A 15,515-nucleotide genomic window follows, 5' to 3' on the forward strand; every position below is an offset into this window, starting at 1 on the left:
CGATGCTTGAAATCGAAATCGACGGTAAAAAACTGACTGTCCCGCAAGGCAGTACCGTGATGGATGCCGCCCATTCCGTGGGTACCTACATCCCTCACTTCTGCTATCACAAGAAACTATCCATCGCCGCCAACTGCCGCATGTGTCTGGTGGAAGTGGAAAAAGCACCCAAGCCGCTACCCGCCTGCGCTACGCCGGTGACCGACGGCATGAAGGTGCATACCCATTCCGACATGGCCAAGAAGGCGCAAGCCGGCGTGATGGAATTCCTGCTGATCAACCACCCGCTGGATTGCCCGATTTGCGATCAGGGCGGTGAGTGTCAGTTGCAGGATCTCGCCGTAGGCTATGGCAACTCTTCTTCCCGTTATCAGGAAGAAAAGCGCAGCGTAGTTGGCAAGGATATGGGCCCGCTGGTTTCCGCAGAAGAAATGTCGCGCTGCATTCATTGCACCCGCTGCGTACGCTTCACCGAAGAAATCGGCGGCTTCCAGGAAATCGGCATGGCCAACCGTAGCGAATTCTCGGAAATCATGCCTTACCTGGGCAAGACCGTGAATTCGGAAATCTCCGGCAACGTCATCGACCTCTGCCCGGTGGGTGCGCTGACTTCCAAGCCTTTCCGCTACAGCACCCGTGCTTGGGAGCTGTCGCGCCGCAAATCGGTCAGCCCGCACGATGGTCTGGGTTCCAATCTGGTGGTGCAGGTCAAGAGCAACGAAGTGATGCGTGTTCTGCCGCTGGAAAACGAAGCCATCAACGAGTGCTGGATCGCCGACCGCGACCGTTTCTCCTACGAAGGCCTGAACTCCGCCGAACGTCTGCAAAAGCCGATGATCAAGTTCGACGGCAAGTGGCACGAAACCGACTGGGAAACCGCGCTGGCGTATGTGGTCAAGGGCCTGAACGGCGTATCGGCCGATCATGGCAAGGATGCCATCGGTTTCCTCACCAGTCCGCACTCCACCACCGAAGAGCTGTATCTGGCGCAAAAACTGGCCCGTGCCTTCGGTGTCAACAATATCGACTACCGTCTGCGTCGCAGTGACTTCTCCGCCGATGCCGCCCAGCAGGGTGCGCAGTGGCTGGGTTCCAGCATTGCCGAGCTGACTGCTGCCAAGTCCATCCTGGTGGTGGGTAGCACCCAGCGCAAGGAACAGCCGCTGCTGGCTTCTCATCTGCGTCAGGCAGTGAAGAAGGGTAGTGCGCTCAACGTGATCCACGTTGCCGACGATGCCCTGCTGACTGCACTCAATGCCAAGCTGATCGTATCGCCGCTGGCGCTGGTCAATGCACTGGCCCAGGTGCTGAAGGCTGTGGTTGAGATCAAGTCTGCCCAAACCGCCGTCGATCTGGCTGCCGTAACCGTGGGTGCCGAGGCGCAAGCGATTGCCGCCAGCTTGGCAGGTAGCGAAAGCGCCGCCATCGTGCTGGGCAATGTGGCACAACACCATCCGGCCTTTGCCCAGCTGCTGAAGCTGGCGCAGGAAATCGCCGCGCTGACCGGCGCACGTTTTGGCCTGTTGGCTGAAGCTGCCAATAGCACCGGTGCCGAGCTGGTGGGTGTCTTGCCGCACCGTGCCGCTTTTGGTGCCACCACCACGGCTGGCCTGAACGCCGCCGCGATGATCGCCGCGCCGCGCAAGGCTTACTTCCTGCTGAATACCGAAGTGGAATTCGACAGCTACAATCCGCAAGCTGCCGTGGCCGCTATGAAGCAGGCTGCCACCGTGATCGCACTGACTGCCTACAAGGGCGCAGGGCTGCTGGATTACGCCGATGTGCTGCTGCCGATTGCCCCGTTCTCGGAAACTGCGGGTTCCTTCGTCAATATGGAAGGCAAGCTGCAGTCCTTCAACGGCGTGGTCCGCCCGCTGGGCGAAACCCGTCCGGCCTGGAAGGTCATGCGCGTGCTGGGCAATATGCTGGGTCTGACCGGTTTCGAGCAGAACAGTGCGGAAGAAGTCCGTGCCGAACTGCTGGCCAAGGGCGCGCTGGAGTCGGCCTTCAATAATGCACTGGGTGATGTGGCGGTGAATACCGCTGCGGCAACTGGTCTGGTGCGTATCGGTGAAGTCCCGCTGTACCAGGCTGATGCCATCTGCCGCCGCGCCCAGTCGCTGCAGCAGACTGCTGATGCTGCTGCACCGCTGGCAACTGCCCATTCCAGCCTGTTGGCCCGCCTGAATATGGCCGCCGGCAAGGAAGGCTTGCTGCGTCAGGGTTCTGGCGAGCTCAAGGTGCTGGTCGAGGCTGATGACAGCCTGCCGGCTGACACGGTACGTCTGGCAACGGCACATCCGCTGACTGTTGGTCTGGGTGGCATGTTCGATTCCATCGAGCTTACACAGGGGTAAAACATGGAGTTCTTGCAAGGCATTCTCGGTAATGAAGCGGGGCTCACGGTGTGGACCCTGCTCAAGATCATCGCCATCGTGGCTCCGATGATGATTGCCGTCGCGTATCTGACCTACTTTGAACGCAAGGTAATCGGCTACATGCAGATCCGTATCGGCCCCAACCGGGTTGGTCCGCTGGGTCTGCTGCAGCCTCTGGCTGACGGCCTCAAGCTGTTGATGAAGGAAATCATTCTGCCGGCGCAGTCCAGCAAGGGCTTGTTCCTGCTGGCTCCGGTGCTGGCCATTGGCCCGGCACTGGCTGCCTGGGCGGTGGTTCCCTTCAGTGACACGCTGGTGCTGGCTAATGTCAACGCCTCGTTGCTGTACATCCTGGCGCTGTCGTCCATCGGTGTATACGGCATCATCGTCGCTGGCTGGGCGGGTAACTCCAAGTACTCCTTCCTTGGTGCGATGCGTTCCGCGGCCCAGATCGTTTCTTACGAACTGGCCATGGGCTTTGCGCTGGTCGGTGTACTGATGGTATCCAGCAGCCTCAATCTGGTTGACATCGTCAAGCAGCAGGGGCATGGCATGGCTGGTGGTTCGCTGTTCTCCTGGAACTGGCTGCCGTTGTTCCCGCTGTTCATCGTCTACCTGATCTCTGGCGTGGCTGAAACCAACCGCGCACCGTTTGACGTGGCTGAAGGTGAATCCGAAATCGTGGCCGGTTTCCACGTGGAATACTCCGGCATGGCGTTTGCGGTGTTCTTCCTGGCTGAATACGCCAACATGATTCTGGTATCGGCACTGACTTCCATCCTGTTCTTGGGCGGCTGGCTGTCACCCTTCCCGGCAAGCTGGGGCCTGCTGGGTGCCGGCGGTTTCTTCTGGCTGGCCATGAAGATGGCGTTTGTACTGTTCTGCTTCCTGTGGTTCCGTGCCACGTTCCCGCGCTATCGCTATGACCAGATCATGCGTTTGGGCTGGAAGGTGTTCATTCCGGTCACCCTGGTGTGGATCCTGGTCCTGGGTATCTGGATGATGACCCCGCTGTCGCTGTGGAACTGAGGGGATAGGTAAAGAACATGGATACGATTCGCAACTTTTTCAAAACCTTCCTGCTGGTGGAGCTGGTCAAGGGCCTGATGCTGACCGGGCGCTATTTCTTTGCCCGCAAGATCACCGTCCAGTTCCCGGAAGAGAAGACGCCGATTTCCCCACGCTTCCGTGGCCTGCATGCGCAGCGCCGCTATGCCAACGGTGAAGAGCGTTGCATTGCCTGTAAGTTGTGCGAGGCAGTGTGCCCGGCAATGGCCATCTCGATCGAGTCTGAGCAACGTGAAGATGGCACGCGCCGTACTTCCCGCTACGACATCGATCTGACCAAGTGCATTTTCTGCGGTTTCTGCGAAGAGGCCTGCCCCGTCGACGCAATCGTGGAAACGCACATCTTCGAATACCACGGTGAAAAACGTGGCGACCTGTACTACACCAAGCCGATGCTGTTGGCGGTTGGCGACAAGTACGAGGCCGAAATCGCTGCCAACAAGGCGGCGGATGCCAAGTACCGCTAAGGGGGCCTCATGAGCATGACTACGGTTATTTTCTACATCCTGTCCGCCATTTTGCTGTTTGCGGCGATACGGGTGGTCACTGCCAAGAACCCGGTTCACGCCGTGTTGTACTTGGTGCTGGCTTTCTTCACCAGCTCTGGTCATTGGCTACTGCTGCAGTCCGAGTTCCTGGCCATTACCCTGGTACTGGTTTATGTGGGCGCGGTGATGGTGCTGTTCCTGTTTGTGGTGATGATGCTGGACATCAACGTGGAAAAACTGCGCGAGGGTTTCTGGCGCAATTTCCCGGTGGCTGCCACCGTTGGCCTGATCATGGCTTTCGAAATGGTGCTGATCCTGACCAATCCGCATACCGGTCTGGCTGACTACAAAGCCGGTGCGGCGCTGGCGGCTGATGCCAGCAATGTGAAGGTACTGGGTCGCCAGCTGTACACCACCTACCTGCTGCCGTTCGAACTGGCTGCTGTGGTGCTGTTGGTGGCCATGGTGGCTGCCATCGGTCTGACCCAGCGTAGCCGCAAGGACACCAAGGTGGTGGATGCTGCAGATCAGGTCAAGGTTCGCAGTCAGGACCGTGTGCGCATCGTGAAGATGCAAGCCGAAAAAAATGTGGAAGCGGCCGATACTGCCGAGTCCGGTGAGCAACAGGCCTGACGGCCGAACAACATAAGGGAGGAAATGTGCTGACACTAACTCACTTCCTGGTGCTGGCCGCAATCCTGTTTGCCATCAGCGTGCTGGGGATTTTCCTGAACCGGAAGAACCTGATCGTGCTGTTGATGGCCATCGAACTGATGCTGCTGGCAGTGAATTTCAATTTCATTGCCTTCTCGCATTACCTGTCCGATACAGCAGGCCAGATTTTCGTATTCTTCATCCTGACGGTAGCAGCGGCAGAGTCGGCCATTGGTCTGGCCATTCTGGTGGTGCTGTTCCGCAATATGCGGACCATCAACGTTGAAGACCTGGGCAGCCTCAAGGGCTAAGGCAAACCGGTTACCAAACTACAAAGCACACAAGCATGGATATGAAAAGCTTATACCTGCTGATTGCGCTCTCACCACTGGTGGGATCCATCATCGCAGGCTTGTTTGGATGGGCAATCGGCCGCCGCGCTTCCCACGTCGTGACGATTCTCGGCGTGGCAGTCTCGGCAGCCCTGTCCTTCAAGGTACTTTATGCCTTCCTTAGCGGGCAGGCAGAAGTCTTCAACGCGCCGGTCTATACCTGGCTGACCGTCGGTGGCTATGAGTTCTCCGTCGGCTTCCTGGTGGATTCGCTGACGGCAATGATGCTGGTGGTCGTGACCTTCGTGTCGCTGATGGTGCATATCTACACCATCGGCTATATGCAGGAAGATCCCGGCTATCAGCGCTTCTTCAGCTATATCTCGCTGTTTACCTTCTCGATGCTGATGCTGGTGATGAGCAACAACTTCATCCAGCTGTTCTTCGGTTGGGAAGCGGTGGGCCTGGTGTCCTACCTGCTGATCGGCTTCTGGTTCAAGCGTCCGACCGCGATCTACGCCAACCTGAAAGCCTTCCTGGTCAACCGTGTGGGTGACTTCGGTTTCCTGCTGGGCATCGGCTTGGTACTGGCTTACTTCGGCGGTTCGCTGAATTACAGCGATGTATTCGCTGCAGCACCGGCGCTGGCCAGCAAAACCATCCAGATCATCCCGGGCCACGACTGGTCGCTGCTGAGCGTTACCTGCATCCTGCTGTTCATCGGTGCCATGGGTAAGTCGGCACAGTTCCCGCTGCACGTGTGGCTGCCGGACTCGATGGAAGGTCCGACTCCGATCTCCGCGCTGATCCACGCCGCCACCATGGTGACGGCCGGTATCTTCATGGTGTCGCGCATGAGCCCGCTGTTCGAACTGTCCGATACTGCGCTGAACGTGATCCTGGTGGCTGGTTCGATCACCGCGCTGTTCATGGGCTTCCTTGGCATCGTGCAGAATGACATCAAGCGCGTGGTGGCTTATTCCACCCTGTCGCAGCTCGGTTACATGACGGTTGCCCTGGGCGCTTCGGCCTACCCGGTCGCCATGTTCCATGTGATGACCCACGCCTTCTTCAAGGCACTGCTGTTCCTTGGCGCCGGTTCGGTCATCATGGGCATGCACCATGATCAGGACATGCGCAATATGGGCGGCCTGCGCAAGTACATGCCGATTACCTGGCTGACTTCGCTGCTGGGTTCGCTGGCGCTGATCGGTACCCCGTTCTTCTCCGGTTTCTATTCCAAAGACTCCATCATTGAAGCGGTACAGCTGTCGCACCTGCCGGCAGCCAGTTTTGCCTACTTCGCGGTGATTGCCGGTGTGTTCGTGACGGCCTTCTACTCCTTCCGCATGTACTTCCTGGTCTTCCATGGCAAGGAACGCTGGATGGAGAAAAAGGATGATCACCATCACGGTCACGACGACCATGACCATCACCATGGTCTGGGTCCGAATGACAAGCCGCATGAATCGCCGTGGGTGGTGACCCTGCCGCTGGTGCTGTTGGCCATTCCGTCGGTACTGGTTGGTTTCTTCGCCATCGAACCGCTGGTTTACGGTTCCTTCTTCAAGGGTGTCATCGCCATTCACAGCGAGGCACACCCGGCACTGGAAGAACTGGCGCATGAATTCCACGGTGCCAGCGCCATGGGCATGCACGCCTTTACCTCGCTGCCTTTCCTGCTGGCCCTGGCCGGTGTGGTGACAGCCTGGTTCTTCTACATGAAGGCTCCGCAGATTCCGGCCGCCATCAAGCAGAAGTTCAGCTTCATCAATCAGGTACTGGAAAACAAGTACTACCTGGACGAGCTGTACTACGCCGTGTTCGCCAAGGGCTCGCGCGCCCTGGGTACCTTCTTCTGGAAGGTGGGTGACATGCTGCTGATCGATGGCCTGGTGGTGAATGGTGCAGCCAAGCTGGTGGGAACCTTCTCCAAGCTGGTACGCAAGCTGCAGACCGGTTTCATCTACAGCTACGCCATGACCATGATTATCGGCGTGCTGGCATTGATGACGCTGTGGTTCTCGCAGATCATCCTGCGCTAAGGCCCAGACCTCTGGAATTGGAATAACTACTTAGGTTTTGACTATGTTCACAAATCAGTTAAGTCTGGTGATCTGGGCCCCTATCGTGGCCGGGTTGCTGGTGCTGGCTACGGGAGGAGACCAACGGGCCAATCTGGCCCGCTGGCTGGCAGTAGCCGGTGCCTTGATCGGTTTCCTGCTGTCTCTGCCGCTGTTTACCGGCTTCGACAACCTCAACGGTGGCATGCAGTTTGAGGAAGTGAAGCCGTGGATTGCCTCGTTCGGCATCCAGTACCACCTGGGCGTGGACGGCATTTCCATGCTGTTCGTCATCCTCAACAGCTTCACCACTCTGATGGTGGTGCTGGCTGGCTGGCAGGTCATCCAGAAGCGTCCGGCGCAGTACATGGCCGCCTTCCTGATCATGTCTGGTCTGATCAACGGTGCGTTCGCCGCACTGGATGCCATCCTGTTCTATGTCTTCTTTGAAGGCATGCTGATTCCGATGTATCTCATCATCGGTGTCTGGGGTGGTCCGCGTCGTGTGTATGCGTCTTTCAAGTTTTTCCTGTACACCCTGCTCGGCTCGCTGCTGATGCTGGTGGCCTTGATCTACCTGTACTTCCAGGCTGGCAAGACCTTCGACATCCAGGCTTTCCAGGCGATTGCCAAGATTCCGCTGAACGTGCAGATCCTGCTGTTCATCGCCTTCTTCCTGTCGTTTGCAGTCAAGGTACCGATGTGGCCGGTTCATACCTGGTTGCCGGATGCCCACGTTGAAGCCCCGACTGGCGGCTCCATGGTGCTGGCAGCGATTACCCTGAAGATCGGTGCTTATGGTTTCTTGCGGTTTGCCCTGCCCATCCTGCCGGATGCGGCACGTGAACTGTCGTGGATCATGGTGGCGCTGTCGCTGGTAGCCGTGGTGTATATCGGCCTGGTGGCGCTGGTACAGAGCGATATGAAGAAACTGGTGGCTTACTCCTCCATTTCTCACATGGGCTTCGTTACCCTGGGTCTGTTCATGTTCAGCGGTTCGCACCTGAACCAGTGGGCTGTGGAAGGTGCGCTGGTTCAGATGGTGTCGCACGGCTTTGTTTCCGCCGGCATGTTCTTCTGTATCGGTGTGATGTATGACCGCGTACACAGCCGCAACATTGCCGACTACGGTGGTGTGGCGAACAAGATGCCTATCTTTGCCGCTTTCATGATGCTGTTTGCCATGGCCAACTCCGGCCTGCCGGCTACTTCCGGTTTTGCCGGTGAGTTCATGGTGATCATGGGCGCAGTTCAGGTGAATTTCTGGTATGCGGCTCTGGCTGCCACTACGCTGATCTTTGGCGCTGCCTACACCCTGTGGATGTACAAGCGGGTGATCTTCGGCGAGGTGAGCAATCACCATGTGGAAGAAATGGCTGATGTGAACAAACGCGAATTCCTGGTGCTGGCCGTGCTGGCCATTGCAGTGCTGGGCATGGGTCTGTACCCGCAAGGCTTCGTCGAAAAGATGCACCTGTCGGTGAATGACCTGATTGCGCATGTTGCGCAGACCAAGCTCTAAGGCCATAAGGAAAACATAATGAATTGGGCTGATCTGAACCTGATGCCTGCCTTGCCCGAACTGTTCATGTTCCTGGCGATGCTGGTCATCCTCATGCTCGATGCTTTCATTTCGGATGCGAAGCGCGGCATCACCTACGGCCTCACCCTGCTGACTCTGGCAGGCTGTGCGGCGCTGCAGGTGTATACCTACTCCGCCGTGCCGGTGCATAGTTTCTCCGGCATGTTTGTTAGCGATGCGCTGTCCAGTCTGGTGAAGCTGGCCATGTACGGCAGCACCGCCATGGTGCTGGTATACAGCCGTCAGTACATTGCTGATCGGGGTCTGTTCCGTGGCGAGTTCTTCACCCTGGCCGTGTTCGCCCTGCTGGGCATGAACATCATGGTGTCGGCGTCGCACTTCCTGTCGCTGTACATGGGCTTGGAACTGCTGTCGCTGTCGCTGTACTCGCTGATCGCCTTGCAACGTGATGAAGTGAAGGCAACCGAAGCTGCCATGAAATACTTCGTACTGGGTGCGCTGGCTTCCGGCCTGCTGCTCTACGGTATTTCCATGGTTTACGGTGCCACCGGCACGCTGGACCTGGCCTTGGTAGCCAAGGCCATCAAGATGCACACTGCCAACGATATGTTGCTGGTGTTTGGCCTGGTGTTCATCGTGGCTGGCTTGTGCTTCAAGCTGGGTACGGTTCCCTTCCATATGTGGGTACCGGACGTGTATCAGGGTTCGGCCACTGCCGTGACGCTGATGATTGGTGCTGCACCCAAGCTGGCTGCCTTTGTATTCGTGCTGCGCATCCTGGTGCAAGGCATGGAGGCCATGGTGGCTGACTGGCAAGCGATGCTGGCACTGGTTGCCGTGCTGTCGATGGCCATCGGTAACATCACCGCCATTGCTCAGACCAATATCAAGCGCATGCTGGCGTACTCCACCATCTCGCACATGGGCTTCCTGCTGCTTGGCCTGCTGGCCGGTACGCCGGAAGGCTATGCCGCTGCACTGTTCTACTCGCTGATCTATGTGCTGATGTCCATGGTGAGCTTCGGCATCCTGCTGGGTCTGTCCCGTGCCGGTTTCGAATGCGAAACCCTGGATGACCTGAAGGGCCTGAACAGCCGCAACAGCTGGTATGCCCTGCTGATGCTGCTGACCATGTTCTCCATGGCCGGTGTGCCGCCGCTGGCAGGTTTCTATGCCAAGTTTGCCGTGATCAAGGCTATCGTGGACATTCACCTGTACTGGCTGGCCATCATTGCCGTGATGATGTCGCTGATCGGTGCCTTCTACTACCTGCGCGTAGTGAAGAACATCTACTTTGATGAAGCCCAGGATACGTCGGCCATCGTGATGCGTGCTGACATGAAGCTGGTGCTGTCCATCAATGCACTGGCCTTGCTGGTGCTGGGCATGCTGCCGGAGCGTGTGATCGAGTTGTGCATTCAGGCGATGAAGCAATCGCTCACCGTTATCTGATAGGAAAGCTGCCAGCATGCAAGCCAGTGTTGCTACTTTGTTGATTGTCGCCTTTGTGGCAGCCAATCTGCCCTTCCTGACCCAGCGTCTGGGCGGTGTGATCCGCATGGGCAACAAGCACTTTGGCTGGCGCTTGCTGGAGCTGCTGGTGCTGTTTGTGCTGGTCGGTGTGTTTGCCCGCTTTCTGGAAGCGCGGCAGATGCCTGTTCAGCCACAGCACTGGCAGTTTTACGTGACAACGGCGGCCCTGTTTTTGGTGTTCGCTTTCCCCGGGTTTGTGTATCAAACCTTTTGGAAGAAACGTAGCAGTTAAGCTGTACTGTGTTGTTGAAGAACCCGGCTCTGGCCGGGTTTTTTATTGGCTGTATGTGGATGAGACGCTTGTCAGCCCAGGCTGCTTTTCAGCAGAGTCTATGTCGTCGCCTGAAGTGGCGTGCAGTAGAGGTGAAACAAGGAGGCGGCTGGCAAAGACAAGAAAAACCCGGCGCGTAGCCGGGACAGTAGCAATCAGGCAGGAACTGAAACGCAAATTGCATCAATAGATGCGTTCCTCACCCTCTGGCCGGGTCTTGAAGCGCTTGTGCAGCCAGAAATACTGCGCAGGTACTTCGCGGATACGCTCCTCCAGAAAGGCATTCATGCGGCGGGTATCGGCTACCACGTCATCACTCGGATAGTTTTCCCAGGCCGGGTAGAACTCCAGCTCAAAGCGGTTCCCAACCCGGCGTGCAATCAAGGGTACAACGCGCGCCTTGGCCAGCTTGCTGATGCGCGACAAGCCGGTAATGGTCGCGGCGTCTTTTTCAAAGAATTTCACGAAGACTGAGTCACGCGCGCCAAAATCCTGATCGGGCAGGTAGAGGAAGGGCGTATGCTCCTTGCGCATGGCCTTGATGATGGAGCGCAGCCCTTCATTACGCGGCACGATGTAGCAGTTGTCATAGCGCTGGCGACCCGCATAGATCTGTGCGTCCAGGGTGTCGTTTTTCTGCTGCGAATAAACACTGACCAGCGGCAGCACCTGATTGAGCGCAAACACGCACATTTCAAAGCCGACAAAGTGCGGATAGAACAGGATGACATCCTCGCCCTTGGCCCGCAGCTCTTCCACGATATGCAGATTCTTGATGGTGACCAGCTTGCGGATACGCTCGGCTGAGCTCCACCAGGCCACGCCATATTCCAGCGCCAGCCGGATCATGAAGCCGAAGTTGGCCTTGACCAGCTGGACACGCTCGGCTTCCGTCATCTGTGGGAAACACAGCCGCAGATTGGTTAGCCCTACCTTGCGACGATCTGCCGCCAGGTGGTAGGCAAGCAGGCCAATGGCATCAGCCAGCATGCCAATGGCCCACATGGGCAGCAGGCGAATCAGCCACAACAGGGCAAAAGCGATCTTCATGGGTTTCCTTGCAGATGGTCTGGCGGAGTGACGCCGGCCGGACATTTGTAACGGTTATAGCTCCACAGGTATTGGCTGGGGAAGCGGCGGATCAGGTTTTCCACAGTGTGGTTGAGCAAGGCGCAGTCGGCATCCTTGTCACCGCTGAAAGGCTGCGGCATGGACTCAATATGCACGACAAAGCCCTCTCCCTGTGGCAGGCGCTCGCCGACGAAGAACAACACCTCGACCCCGCTCACCTGTGCCAGACGCGGCACCAGACTCATGGTGTAGGCCGGTTTGCCAAAAAAAGGCGCCCATACACCCTCGCCATTGCCCGGAACCTGGTCGGGCAGGATGATGGTTGCCTCGCCGGACTTCAATGCTTTCATCAGGATTCTGACGCCGGCACCGGTGGCCGGCGCAGTCTTGCCCTTGCCTCTGGCCCGGCCAGCCTGCATGACCGGCTCCAGCCAGCCAAGCTTGGGCGGGCGATACATGGCGGTAAGCGGAAAGGGCAGGCGCGAGCTGATATAGCGTCCTGCGATATCGTAGCTGCCCAGGTGTGGGGTAACGAACACGATGCCGCGACCAGCCTGCAATGCCGCTTCCACGTGCTGCCAGCCGTGACATGCCTTGACCAGCGCCGCGATGTCTTCCGGCTCTCGACACCAGGCAATGGACAATTCCAATGCACCTTTGCCGGTTTCTCGTGCGGATTGTTTGACTAGTCCTTGTAAAACCTGATAATTTTCACAGATTTTACTCGACGCCAGATTATCTCTCATCCTTTGCGCATAGCGGGGGGAGGCGAGATAAGTTAGCCGCCCCAGTATGGCGCCGAGACTTTGCAGCCACGACAGCGGCAAACGCGCCAGCAAGGACAACATGAGTTGGACCAGCTTGGACATGGTTTAGTCAGTGGTGATCGTAAAGCGGCCTATTTTATCATCACACTGTTTTGCTTTATTCGGGAATCAACAAACAAATGAGCGAATATCTGTTTACGTCGGAGTCGGTATCGGAAGGCCATCCGGACAAAGTCGCCGACCAAATCTCTGATGCCATCCTCGATGCCATCCTGCGCGAAGACAAATACGCTCGCGTTGCTGCCGAAACGCTGGTCAATACCGGTCTGGTAGTGCTGGCTGGCGAGATCACCACCTCGGCCAATATCGACTACATCAAGGTCGCACGCGAAACCATCAAGCGCATCGGCTACGACAACTCCGAACTGGGCTTCGACTACCACGGCTGCGCCGTCATGGCCTGCTACGACAAGCAGTCGCAAGACATCGCACAAGGTGTCAACGAAGGCGAAGGCATGGACCTGAACCAGGGTGCTGGTGACCAGGGCCTGATGTTCGGCTACGCCTGCGATGAAACCCCGACGCTGATGCCTTTCCCCATCTATTACGCCCATCGTCTGGTACAGCGCCAGGCCGAATTGCGCAAGGATGGCCGTCTGCCGTGGCTGCGTCCGGATGCCAAGAGCCAGATCACCTGCGTCTACGATGGCGAAACCGGTCTGCCCAAGCGCATTGACACCGTGGTTCTGTCCACCCAGCACAGCCCGGAAATCGATCACAAGACGCTGACCGAAGCCGTGATCGAAGACATCATCAAGCCGGTGCTGCCGCCGGAAATGCTGACTGCCGAAACCAAATACCTGGTCAACCCGACCGGGCGCTTCGTCATTGGCGGCCCGATGGGCGATTGCGGCCTGACCGGTCGCAAGATCATTGTCGATACCTACGGCGGTGCTGCACCGCACGGCGGTGGTGCTTTCTCCGGCAAGGACCCGTCCAAGGTCGACCGCTCGGCAGCCTATGCTGGCCGTTACGTGGCCAAGAACATCGTAGCCGCCGGCCTGGCGCGTCAATGCCAGATTCAGGTTTCTTACGCGATCGGTGTGGCTGAGCCGACCTCGATTGCTGTGGATACCTTCGGCACCAACAAGATCCCGAACGAAAAGATCGTGGAGCTGGTGAAGAAGCATTTCGACCTGCGTCCGAAAGGCATCATCCAGATGCTGGACCTGCTGCGTCCGATCTACGGCAAAACCGCCGCTTACGGCCACTTTGGCCGCGAAGAGCCGGAATTCACCTGGGAACGCACCGACAAGGTAGAGGCCCTGCGCGCAGACGCTGGCCTGTAAGCTGGCAGAAGCTTAAAGCAAGGCAAAAGCACCGGATGTGAATCCGGTGCTTTTTTTATGCACTGAAACCGAACATGGCTCTTGCGGCAGGCAAAAAAAGAGGGCGCCGAAGCGCCCCTAAGTCCCTTACCACAACAAGTAAATCGGTATTGGTCTGCTGTTATTCCACACGTTCGCCATGCAGAACCACGTCCAGGCCTTCACGTTCTTCGTCTTCAGCCACACGCAGACCCACGACCAGATCAATCAATTTCAGCAGGATGAAGGTGATGATGGCGCAGTACACCACGGTCACACCCACACCCAGTGCTTGTGTCGCCAGGCTGCCTTCCGATCCGCCAATGCTCTTAACCGCGAATACACCGGTCAGCAGCGCACCCACAATACCGCCCACACCATGCACACCGAAGGCATCCAGCGAGTCGTCATAGCCCAGCATGTGTTTCAGGCCAGTGGCACCCCAGAAGCAGATTGCCCCGGCAGCAGCACCGATAACCAGCGCGCCTTTCACATCCACGAAGCCAGCCGCAGGGGTAATGGCAACCAGACCAGCCACTGCACCAGATGCCAGACCCAGTACCGACGGTTTACGCTTGGTCACCCATTCAACCAGCATCCAGGCCAGGGCCGCAGTGCCAGTAGCAACTTGGGTGGTCATCATCGCCATGCCGGCACGACCATCGGCAGCAACGGCGGAGCCGGCGTTAAAGCCAAACCAGCCAAACCACAGCATGGAAGCACCAATCAGGGTCAGAATCAGGTTGTGCGGCGGCATGGCTTCCTTGCCAAAACCCACACGTTTGCCCATGACCAGTGCACAGATCAGGCCTGCGATACCGGCATTGATATGCACCACGGTGCCACCAGCGAAATCCAGCACACCCTTGTCAGCCATCCAGCCGCCCGGAGCCCAGACCCAGTGCGCAACCGGTACGTAAACCAGCAGCGACCACAGCGCGGTGAAGATCAGTAGTGCAGAAAACTTCATCCGCTCGGCAAAGGCGCCGGTGATCAGGGCCGGAGTGATGATGGCGAAGGTCATCTGGAACATCATGAACACCGACTCCGGGATGGTTCCAGCCGACGGGTGCACTGCAATCTTCTTGGTGTCCGCCAGGTAATCCATGCCACTCAGCAGGAAACGGCTCAGGTCGCCCAGGTAGGGGCTGCCTACGGTAAAGGCCAGGCTGTAACCGATAACGGCCCACAGTACGGTCACCAGTGCGGTGATGGCAAAGCTCTGCATCAGCGTGGCCAGCACGTTTTTCTTGCGGACCATGCCGCCGTAGAACAGTGCCAGACCCGGAATGGTCATGAACAGCACCAGTGCGGTGGAAGTCAGCATCCAGGCGGTATCGCCCGAATTGATGACCTTGAAATCGGCCATGGCCGGGCCGGCCGGTGCATCAGCCAGAACCGGGAGTGCCAGCGCCAGCAGGCCGGTACCCAATGCAGCAAATTTTTTCTTCATTTCATTTCCCCTGTAGAGCGTGGCTTAAACCGCGTCGATACCGGTTTCCCCGGTCCGGATCCGCACGATTTGTTCAAGGTCGAAGACAAAAATCTTGCCATCACCGATTTTGCCGGTACGAGCCGATTTCTCGATGGCCTCAACCACTTGGTCGAGCAGGTTGTCATCGATGGCGATTTCCAGTTTTACCTTCGGCAGAAAGTCCACTACGTATTCGGCACCGCGGTAGAGCTCGGTGTGACCCTTCTGACGACCAAAGCCTTTTACTTCCGTGACGGTAATGCCTTGTACGCCAATGGCGGATAGCGCTTCACGTACTTCATCAAGCTTGAACGGCTTGATCACGGCGGTGACCAGTTTCATGTTCACTCCTTTGTAATGGACCCAGATGTGTATTTGCCTAGCTGATGGAGGTCATTGCATAAACCGTGCCAGCTTGCTATCTGACTGTTAGCTAAGAAATTTCTTTGCAACAACTGGCATTTGCCAGCTGAAACTAGGCATCGGCACCACTGAGGAGCATTTAT

The 15,515-nt window shown here is 57.6% G+C and carries 14 protein-coding genes; 10 read left to right on the forward strand and 4 right to left on the reverse strand.

Translation table 11 applies throughout. The annotated features are described in order from the left end of the window. Nucleotides 1-2: 2 nt before the first annotated feature. The 9 genes from nuoG to FAZ30_RS08450 are packed head-to-tail and all read left to right on the forward strand — an operon-like array spanning nucleotide 3 to nucleotide 10,291. Nucleotides 3-2,357 (forward strand): NADH-quinone oxidoreductase subunit NuoG, encoded by a 2,355-nt coding sequence (gene nuoG / locus FAZ30_RS08410; RefSeq protein ID WP_124645412.1) that lies wholly within the window; start codon nucleotides 3-5, stop codon nucleotides 2,355-2,357. Between the two features lie 3 nt (nucleotides 2,358-2,360). Beyond that, complete coding sequence (gene nuoH / locus FAZ30_RS08415; protein ID WP_124645413.1) at nucleotides 2,361-3,407, forward strand: NADH-quinone oxidoreductase subunit NuoH; 1,047 nt, start codon at nucleotides 2,361-2,363, stop codon at nucleotides 3,405-3,407. Nucleotides 3,408-3,433: 26 nt separating this feature from the next. Continuing rightward, nucleotides 3,434-3,913, forward strand: a complete 480-nt coding sequence (nuoI, locus tag FAZ30_RS08420; RefSeq protein ID WP_197077215.1) for an NADH-quinone oxidoreductase subunit NuoI — start codon at nucleotides 3,434-3,436, stop codon at nucleotides 3,911-3,913. 9 nt (nucleotides 3,914-3,922) lie between these two features. Further along, the gene (locus tag FAZ30_RS08425; RefSeq protein ID WP_124645414.1) at nucleotides 3,923-4,567 is read left to right on the forward strand and encodes an NADH-quinone oxidoreductase subunit J; all 645 of its coding nucleotides are present in this window, start codon (nucleotides 3,923-3,925) and stop codon (nucleotides 4,565-4,567) included. Nucleotides 4,568-4,593: 26 nt separating this feature from the next. Further along, nucleotides 4,594-4,899, forward strand: a complete 306-nt coding sequence (gene nuoK / locus FAZ30_RS08430; protein ID WP_045847642.1) for an NADH-quinone oxidoreductase subunit NuoK — start codon at nucleotides 4,594-4,596, stop codon at nucleotides 4,897-4,899. A 35-nt stretch (nucleotides 4,900-4,934) separates the two neighbouring features. Continuing rightward, nucleotides 4,935-6,965 carry an NADH-quinone oxidoreductase subunit L gene (gene nuoL / locus FAZ30_RS08435; protein ID WP_124645415.1) on the forward strand — a complete coding sequence of 677 codons (2,031 nt, stop codon included), beginning with the start codon at nucleotides 4,935-4,937 and terminating at the stop codon, nucleotides 6,963-6,965. A 43-nt stretch (nucleotides 6,966-7,008) separates the two neighbouring features. Next, the gene (locus FAZ30_RS08440; RefSeq protein WP_124645416.1) at nucleotides 7,009-8,505 is read left to right on the forward strand and encodes an NADH-quinone oxidoreductase subunit M; all 1,497 of its coding nucleotides are present in this window, start codon (nucleotides 7,009-7,011) and stop codon (nucleotides 8,503-8,505) included. Nucleotides 8,506-8,523: 18 nt separating this feature from the next. Further along, a complete protein-coding gene (gene nuoN / locus FAZ30_RS08445; RefSeq protein ID WP_124645417.1) occupies nucleotides 8,524-9,978 on the forward strand; it encodes an NADH-quinone oxidoreductase subunit NuoN in 1,455 nt (484 codons plus the stop codon). Nucleotides 9,979-9,994: 16 nt separating this feature from the next. Next, on the forward strand, nucleotides 9,995-10,291 hold the full coding sequence (locus tag FAZ30_RS08450) for a DUF2818 family protein (protein ID WP_124645418.1): 297 nt from the start codon (nucleotides 9,995-9,997) through the stop codon (nucleotides 10,289-10,291). A gap of 222 nt (nucleotides 10,292-10,513) precedes the next feature. Here FAZ30_RS08450 and FAZ30_RS08455 read toward each other — a convergent pair whose 3' ends face one another. Together FAZ30_RS08455 and FAZ30_RS08460 are read right to left on the reverse strand one after the other, a co-directional pair. Further along, complete coding sequence (locus FAZ30_RS08455) at nucleotides 10,514-11,380, reverse strand: lipid A biosynthesis lauroyl acyltransferase (RefSeq protein WP_124645419.1); 867 nt, start codon at nucleotides 11,378-11,380, stop codon at nucleotides 10,514-10,516. After that, entirely contained in the window at nucleotides 11,377-12,270 is an 894-nt protein-coding gene (locus tag FAZ30_RS08460) for a lysophospholipid acyltransferase family protein (RefSeq protein WP_124645420.1), read from the reverse strand. Before FAZ30_RS08460 ends, FAZ30_RS08455 begins: the two co-directional genes overlap by 4 nt. Nucleotides 12,271-12,347: 77 nt before the next feature. Between FAZ30_RS08460 and metK the strand changes: the two genes are divergently transcribed. Then, the gene (metK, locus tag FAZ30_RS08465) at nucleotides 12,348-13,517 is read left to right on the forward strand and encodes a methionine adenosyltransferase (RefSeq protein WP_124645421.1); all 1,170 of its coding nucleotides are present in this window, start codon (nucleotides 12,348-12,350) and stop codon (nucleotides 13,515-13,517) included. 160 nt (nucleotides 13,518-13,677) lie between these two features. Here metK and FAZ30_RS08470 read toward each other — a convergent pair whose 3' ends face one another. Both FAZ30_RS08470 and glnK read right to left on the reverse strand, forming a co-directional pair. Then, a complete protein-coding gene (locus FAZ30_RS08470; protein ID WP_124645422.1) occupies nucleotides 13,678-14,988 on the reverse strand; it encodes an ammonium transporter in 1,311 nt (436 codons plus the stop codon). A gap of 24 nt (nucleotides 14,989-15,012) precedes the next feature. Then, nucleotides 15,013-15,351, reverse strand: a complete 339-nt coding sequence (gene glnK, locus FAZ30_RS08475) for a P-II family nitrogen regulator (RefSeq protein WP_124645423.1) — start codon at nucleotides 15,349-15,351, stop codon at nucleotides 15,013-15,015. Nucleotides 15,352-15,515 lie beyond the last annotated feature (164 nt).

The organism is Aquitalea aquatilis (genome assembly GCF_005155025.1).
Lineage (GTDB): Bacteria > Pseudomonadota > Gammaproteobacteria > Burkholderiales > Chromobacteriaceae > Aquitalea > Aquitalea aquatilis.

Coding starts and splice junctions, on each gene's coding strand:
- FAZ30_RS08470 (WP_124645422.1), bottom strand. CDS start 14,988: ATGAAGAAAAAATTTGCTGCATTGGGTACCGGCCTGCTGGCGCTGGCA.
- nuoH (WP_124645413.1), top strand. CDS start 2,361: ATGGAGTTCTTGCAAGGCATTCTCGGTAATGAAGCGGGGCTCACGGTG.
- glnK (WP_124645423.1), bottom strand. CDS start 15,351: ATGAAACTGGTCACCGCCGTGATCAAGCCGTTCAAGCTTGATGAAGTA.
- nuoN (WP_124645417.1), top strand. CDS start 8,524: ATGAATTGGGCTGATCTGAACCTGATGCCTGCCTTGCCCGAACTGTTC.
- FAZ30_RS08455 (WP_124645419.1), bottom strand. CDS start 11,380: ATGAAGATCGCTTTTGCCCTGTTGTGGCTGATTCGCCTGCTGCCCATG.
- FAZ30_RS08450 (WP_124645418.1), top strand. CDS start 9,995: ATGCAAGCCAGTGTTGCTACTTTGTTGATTGTCGCCTTTGTGGCAGCC.
- metK (WP_124645421.1), top strand. CDS start 12,348: ATGAGCGAATATCTGTTTACGTCGGAGTCGGTATCGGAAGGCCATCCG.
- FAZ30_RS08425 (WP_124645414.1), top strand. CDS start 3,923: ATGAGCATGACTACGGTTATTTTCTACATCCTGTCCGCCATTTTGCTG.
- nuoG (WP_124645412.1), top strand. CDS start 3: ATGCTTGAAATCGAAATCGACGGTAAAAAACTGACTGTCCCGCAAGGC.
- FAZ30_RS08460 (WP_124645420.1), bottom strand. CDS start 12,270: ATGTCCAAGCTGGTCCAACTCATGTTGTCCTTGCTGGCGCGTTTGCCG.
- nuoL (WP_124645415.1), top strand. CDS start 4,935: ATGGATATGAAAAGCTTATACCTGCTGATTGCGCTCTCACCACTGGTG.
- FAZ30_RS08440 (WP_124645416.1), top strand. CDS start 7,009: ATGTTCACAAATCAGTTAAGTCTGGTGATCTGGGCCCCTATCGTGGCC.